The 828-nt window shown below is 36.6% G+C and carries 1 protein-coding gene; it reads left to right on the top strand.

Going from position 1 to position 828, the window contains the following annotated elements; translation table 11 throughout:
* A partial coding sequence (locus PPA04_RS09500) for a DUF2798 domain-containing protein (RefSeq protein ID WP_147206828.1) occupies window positions 1–485 on the top strand: 485 nt, incomplete at its 5' end.
* Window positions 486–828: the final 343 nt, after the last annotated feature.

The following is an 828-nucleotide window of genomic DNA, read 5'->3' as shown; positions in this document are numbered from 1 at the left end:
CAGGGCCTAGTACAAAATTACCACAGAACAAGAAGGAAACAGTTTTATTTATGTTTTTAATTTCCATAATCTCAGTAAATATTATTGCCCCCGTTATTACGGGGTTTGAGATTGGATTTAGCTGGCAAACTTGGCACCAAGTTTTAGCCATTATTCCATTAATGTGGATAACGGTTTTGGCTATCGTGCTTTTGACACAACAGCCTGCTGGATGGCTGACAGAAAGAATTGTCGATCGTGAAGACAGTTTTTTGGCGCACATGGTGATTAATGGTTTGTGCTCTGTTTTATTAATTTCGATATTTATGACAGTTTTGGGAACTTGGATTGGCAGCCAACAAATTAGTTGGACACCATTTCAGCAATTTTTTGTGAAATGGCCCCGAAACTTTGCAATTGCTCTAGCTGTTGAACTATTGATTGCACAACCCATTGTCCGACAAACTATGCAACTTATTCATAACCGTCAAAAAACAGAAGACTAAAACCAAGTTAGTCCGGCGTTTGAAATGATCAGAATTAAAGGTACTCGTTTATTAATGATCATATTAACTACTGGATTATTAGTTGTATAGATAGTTTCTCAGCAAAAAAATTAATTTATTTATGGGCTGCAAATGCGTGCCAAACATGGGATGAGAGATGAAATACAAAAAGGAAACTAAATAAAGCGTTTACATTAGAAAGGAATTGGGCTACAATTACTCATGGATAAAGTTTTTGTGGATCGTTACTAATTCGATTAGGCGTGACCACAAGCAATGGAACTCATTGCTTGCGGTCATTTTTTTGGGTCTCTGTCAAATCGTATTGGTGGAGATTTTGAAT

This window comes from Pediococcus parvulus (assembly GCF_007990205.1).
Taxonomy (GTDB): domain Bacteria; phylum Bacillota; class Bacilli; order Lactobacillales; family Lactobacillaceae; genus Pediococcus; species Pediococcus parvulus.
This window is presented reverse-complemented; position numbering and strand designations above follow the sequence as displayed.